Here is a 5,481-nt window from a genome sequence, read left to right on the forward strand (position 1 = left end):
AGCCTGACTTTTCGTATGTTATGGGGGAATCGTCATGAGTAATGACGGCGTAAATACAGGGCGTCGACGTTTCCTGACGGCCGCAACATCAGTTGTTGGTGCCGCCGGGGCCGTTGGTATAGCAACGCCATTTGTGGGTTCTTGGAATCCAAGTGCAAAAGCGAAGGCTGCTGGCGCGCCAGTAAAGGCTGATATTAGCAAGCTTGAGCCTGGTCAGATGGTTGTTGTTGAATGGCGTGGTAAGCCTGTTTATGTGGTGCGTCGCACCCAAGAGCAGGTTGCTGGCTTAAAAGAGCTTGGTCAATACTTAAAAGACCCTGAATCAAATGGTTCAGATCAGCCTGACTATGTCGAAACCGCAACCCGTTCAATTCGGCCCGAGTTTATGGTTCTCGTTGGTCTGTGTACGCATTTAGGTTGCGCGCCAAAGCATCACCCCGAAGTGGGTGTGCCTGATCTCGGCGGAAAATCTTGGCTGGGTGGCTTCTTTTGCCCATGTCACGGTTCCCGTTTTGACTTAGCCGGACGTGTTTATTCGGGTTCGCCTGCGTCTCAAAACCTCATTGTTCCTCCCTATTCCTTTGAGGGCGATGGTGTATTAGTTATCGGTATTGATCAGGGGGCTGCGTAATGAGCAAAATGTTAGTGGGCTTGCGCGATTGGGTTGATGCCCGCCTGCCAATCATGCGTGCGTGGGATACCCATATGGGTAAATACTACGCACCCAAGAACTTTAATTTCTGGTATTTCTTTGGTGTCTTGTCATTGGTTGTACTGGTTAACCAGATAATGACCGGCATTTGGCTGACCATGAGCTTCACCCCTAGCTCTGAAGAAGCCTTTAATTCCGTTGAATACATCATGCGTGATGTCGACTTCGGCTGGATCATCCGCTATATGCACTCCACCGGCGCCTCGGCGTTTTTTGTCGTGGTTTATCTGCATATGTTCCGCGGCCTGTTGTACGGATCTTACCAAAAACCCCGTGAATTGATTTGGGTTTTCGGCATGTTTATTTTCTTAGTGCTGATGGCTGAAGCCTTTGTGGGTTACGTCTTGCCCTGGGGGCAAATGTCGTACTGGGGCGCACAGGTTATTATCTCGCTGTTTGGCGCGATTCCTGTTGTAGGCGAAGACATCGTTCAGTGGGTTCGCGGTGACTTCCTAATCTCCGGCGTCACCCTTAATCGCTTCTTTGCTCTGCACGTCGTGGCACTGCCGATTATTTTGATTGCTTTGGTTGTTCTGCATTTATTGGCATTGCACGAAGTGGGCTCAAATAATCCTGACGGTGTTGAGATCAAGAAAAACAAGGATGCCAACGGCGTTCCTTTAGACGGCGTAGCGTTCCACCCTTACTACACTGTTCATGATTTAACCGCGATAGCAGTCTTCCTATTTGTATTCTGCGGTATTGTATTCTTCATGCCGGAGATGGGTGGCTACTTCCTTGAGCACGCTAACTTTGAAATTGCCAACGGACTGAAGACGCCTGAGCACATCGCGCCAGTGTGGTATTTCACCCCCTTCTATTCTGTATTGCGCGCAGTGCCGGATAAGCTCTTGGGCTTTATGGCCTTTGGTGCATCAGTAGCCATATTGTTCTTGCTGCCTTGGTTGGATCGCAGCAAGGTCAAGTCGATTCGCTACAAGGGTAATTTCAGTAAAGCGGCTATTTTAATTTTTGTTGCCTCTTTCTTGATTCTTGGCGTACTGGGCGTGAAAGCGCCTACTGAGGCGCGGACTTTGTTGGCGCGGATTTGCTCAGTAATCTACTTCGGCTTCTTCCTGTTAATGCCATTCTGGACTAAGTGGGAAGCGACCAAGCCAGTGCCGACTCGTACCACTGATGGCGGCATGGGTTTTTGGAAAAGCATGCTTGTGCTCTTAGTTGTGATTCTGCTAACTGTGCTGCCGCTTAAAGCTGCGGGTGCTGAGTCAGCTTTTGATTGCGGCACTATGGCTTGTGATGAAATCGACACTGACGTTACTGACTTGCCGTCGCTGCAAAGCGGCGCTGCGACCTACATGAATTACTGCATGGGTTGCCACTCCTTAGGTTATGCCCGCTATCAGCGGACGGCTGACGATCTCGGTATTCCACTCGAGTTGTTTGAAGAGAACTTGAAGTTTGATAGTGAAGCCAAGATTGGTTCTTTAATGCACAATTCAATGGCAGCTGTCGATGCAAAAAAGTGGTTTGGCGCTGCGCCGCCTAATTTGACTTTGGTCGCGCGCTCTCGCAGCCCCGAGTGGTTATACACGTATTTGCGTACCTTTTATGCTGATCCGTCACGCCCCTATGGCGTGAACAATAAGGTTTTTAAAGACGTCGGCATGCCCCACGTTATGGCTGAATTACAGGGTATGCCTGAGTGCGCCCCTGGCCCGGTTCACGCCCATAACGGCGGCGTATTGCGCGATCCCTTGACTGGCGAAGATATTCTATTCGGTGACGATGGTAAGGCCTTGAATCCCTGTGGTTCATTTACTTATGCGAGCAAGGGCGCCCTGAGTCCGGCTGAATATGATAAGGTCGTATATGATCTTGTTAACTTTTTAGAATACGTTGGCGAGCCTTCGGCTGCGAAAAGCCGCAGGATCGGTGTTTACGTATTATTATTTATTGCCGTGTTCTTTGTATTTGCCTTTTTGTTAAATCGCGAATACTGGAAAGACGTGCATTAAACCCCTTTGGCTTGCACTGATTATTGTGCGAGTTGGAAAGAGTCAGCGGGCGGTTCTATTTGGAGCTGCCCGTTTGTTGTTTTTAGTTTGATAATTTGAGGTGCGATCAATGGGCGTTGTTGCCAAGCGTTCTACCATGACCTTCTTTTCTGATGCGGCGAGTCATTATTGCCATCGGGTGAGAATTGTATTGGCCGAAAAAGGCGTAACTGTTGATATCGTCGATGTGAAGCCGGGCACTCTACCTGAAGAGGTAGCGGAGCTGAACCCGTATAACTCGCTGCCAACTTTAGTCGATCGTGACTTAGCATTGTACGAATCAAAAGTAATGATGGAGTATTTGGATGAGCGCTTTCCGCATCCACCATTGTTGCCGGTTTACCCTGTTGCTCGGGGTGAGAGCCGTCAGTACATTTATCGTATCGAGCGTGACTGGTGCCGCCTGGTTGATGAATTGCTGGTGGGTGGTAATCAAAAAAACGCCGAGAAAGCGCGTAAAGAGCTGCGTGATAGCCTCTTAACTGTTGCACCTATCTTTGCTGAGAAGCCGTTCTTTATGAGTGACGAGTTCACTTTGGTAGACTGTTGTTTGGCACCGATTCTATGGCGTTTACCTCAGTTAGGTGTGGTTATTCCGCAAACCCGTCAATCTAAGCCGCTATTTGATTATATGGCGCGTTTATTTGAGCGGCCTTCCTTTCAAGAAAGCTTGACTGAAAAAGAGCGTGAGAATCGTAGCGAGGCGCCGGTAGCCTAAACCACTGGCTGTATATTATGGCAATGACATCGAGTCGCCCCTATATGATTAGGGCAATTTACGAATGGGTGGTCGACAATGGTTGTACCCCTTACATTCTCGTGAATGCGCTTCATGATGGGGTGTTTGTGCCTCAGCAGTATGTGCAGGATGGCCAAATTGTACTCAATATATCGCCATCAGCGGTTGTGGGGCTCCATGTCGGCAACGAGTTTTTGACGTTTAGCGGTCGTTTTGGTGGTGTGCCGCAGGAAGTCAGTGCGCCGATATCAGCGGTGCTCGGTGTGTACGCCAAAGAAAATGGTCAGGGCATGTTATTTGATGCTGAGGAACCTGATATGCCACCGAAGCCGCCAGGGCCTAGGCCAAGTGCGAGTTTGAGCAAGCTACCAAGCGGCAAGGGTAAGCCTAGTCTGAAAGTAGTGAAGTAGTTAGGAGGGGCTTGATGCAGATCAGGCCCCCTTTTTTTCAAGTATTAATAATATTCAAATACGCGAACAACCTTCTGCACGCCAGTGGTCTCGCTGACAATTTTCGTAGCCGTGTCAGACTCTGCTTTCGATACCAGTCCCATCAAATAGACTATGCCGTTTTCAGTGACGACTTTGATTTTCGACGCATCGAGTTTTTCGTCGAGCGACAATCGGCTTTTAACCTTAGCGCTGATCCACGTGTCGTTACTGCGGGCGATCATGTTAACGTCGGCGCCGATCGCGAGTTCATTGTGGACTTTACGGACTTTTTTAACCTCATTCGCAACATCGCCGGCGACTTGGCTCAACCTGGCATTGGGCGCATTTCCGGTCAACAAAACGATACCGTTGTGACTGGTGACATTTATCCGAGCGCTTTGCAAGGCGGGATCGGTTTTGCGGATATTGACTAATGCCTTGGTTTCAATAATTTCGTCATCTAAATAGCTGCCGAGACTTCGACTGCCGGGGTCATCGGTGATCGGTTTGTCGGTGGTTGCCGTTAGGATCTGCGTACAACCGCTAAGTAGGCCAACAAGTAATAGGGGGAGAGCGTAGCGCTGAAGCTGGATCATGCGTGCGTGGTTCCAAATAGTTGGGTGTCAATGAGTTCACAAATGCTGTGAACCGCGATTAATTGCATTTCGGTGACTCTGGCTCGGTCTTCTACTGGAAAAGCGAGTTCGACGTCGTCTGGGGCGAGCAGAGAGCTGGCGTCGCCGCCGCCTAAATTACATAGTGAGATAACGCGCATATTGCGCTCGTGTGCCGCTTGTATGGCGCGCAAGGTGGCTGTGGAGCCGTTGCCGTGGTAGCACAGCACGAGGCAGTCACCGGCTTGTCCTAGGGCCCGTATTTGATTGGCGTAGATGTCATTGTAGCTCGAGTCTACGGCAATCGCGGTGGCCGCGTCGGCACTGAGAATCATGGCAGGCAGGGCTGGTCGCTCATGCTGGAAACTCGTCAATAGGTTGGTTGCTAAGTGGTGTGCGATCAGCCCACTGCTGCCCTCGCCACAGCAAATGATCTTGTGTTCATGCAGCATGCTTTCGACTATGCATTCGCTGGCCTGAACGATCATGTCGCTTAGCGACTCCATGGTGTACATGCAGCTCTCGATGTGGCGGTGAAACAAATCTAGTACTTGCTCATTATTGTCCACGGTATTGTTGTCTCTCACTCCTGAAAAGCATGGGGAAGCCAGTTGAAATGTAGCTCACCGCTGTTGCCAGGGCTTGCTTCAATGACATCAAAACGGCATGGAAGTTCATTGTATTGTCTGCCACCGGCACTGCTAAGGTAGTGGTGTGCCGTTAGTATGATGCGCCGCTGCTTTGCTGTGTTTACTGTCTCGGCGGCGCTGCCGAAGTGAGGGTTGTTCCTGTAGCGTACCTCAACAAATACAAGGTGCTCAGGGCTGCGGGCAATAACGTCGATCTCGCCAAAACGGCAGTGATAATTCTTTGCGATAATTTTTAATTTGTTATTTTCCAAAAACCGGCAAGCGCCTTGTTCAGCGCGTTTGCCGGTGTCGGTAGGGCGTGCTGAGCGCCACATTAGGGC

General features: G+C 50.0%; 7 protein-coding genes. 4 read left to right on the top strand and 3 right to left on the bottom strand.

The genetic code is table 11. From position 1 onward, the window contains the following. The first annotated feature begins 34 nt into the window (after positions 1-34). The 4 genes from petA (at position 35) to ABYT30_RS14820 (ending at position 3,876) form a co-directional block, all read left to right on the top strand. Complete coding sequence (gene petA, locus ABYT30_RS14805) at positions 35-631, top strand: ubiquinol-cytochrome c reductase iron-sulfur subunit (protein ID WP_373083182.1); 597 nt, start codon at positions 35-37, stop codon at positions 629-631. Beyond that, positions 631-2,688 carry a ubiquinol-cytochrome c reductase gene (locus tag ABYT30_RS14810; protein WP_373083180.1) on the top strand — a complete coding sequence of 686 codons (2,058 nt, stop codon included), beginning with the start codon at positions 631-633 and terminating at the stop codon, positions 2,686-2,688. Before petA ends, ABYT30_RS14810 begins: the two co-directional genes overlap by 1 nt. 109 nt (positions 2,689-2,797) lie before the next feature. Further along, positions 2,798-3,445, top strand: coding sequence for a glutathione S-transferase N-terminal domain-containing protein (locus tag ABYT30_RS14815; protein ID WP_373083179.1), 648 nt, complete (start codon positions 2,798-2,800; stop codon positions 3,443-3,445). A 17-nt stretch (positions 3,446-3,462) separates the two neighbouring features. Further along, entirely contained in the window at positions 3,463-3,876 is a 414-nt protein-coding gene (locus ABYT30_RS14820) for a ClpXP protease specificity-enhancing factor (RefSeq protein ID WP_373083177.1), read from the top strand. A 44-nt stretch (positions 3,877-3,920) separates the two neighbouring features. Here the strand turns inward: ABYT30_RS14820 and ABYT30_RS14825 are convergent, their stop codons facing one another. The 3 genes from ABYT30_RS14825 to ABYT30_RS14835 all read right to left on the bottom strand — a co-directional run. Continuing rightward, positions 3,921-4,493, bottom strand: coding sequence for a BON domain-containing protein (locus tag ABYT30_RS14825; protein WP_373097310.1), 573 nt, complete (start codon positions 4,491-4,493; stop codon positions 3,921-3,923). Continuing rightward, on the bottom strand, positions 4,490-5,080 hold the full coding sequence (locus ABYT30_RS14830) for an SIS domain-containing protein (protein WP_373097311.1): 591 nt from the start codon (positions 5,078-5,080) through the stop codon (positions 4,490-4,492). Before ABYT30_RS14830 ends, ABYT30_RS14825 begins: the two co-directional genes overlap by 4 nt. Positions 5,081-5,094: 14 nt before the next feature. Next, positions 5,095-5,481 (bottom strand): YraN family protein (locus tag ABYT30_RS14835; RefSeq protein WP_373097312.1); only part of this gene is annotated, 387 nt, incomplete at its 5' end.

It is taken from the genome of Zhongshania sp. (genome assembly GCF_041623545.1).
Taxonomy (GTDB): domain Bacteria; phylum Pseudomonadota; class Gammaproteobacteria; order Pseudomonadales; family Spongiibacteraceae; genus Spongiibacter.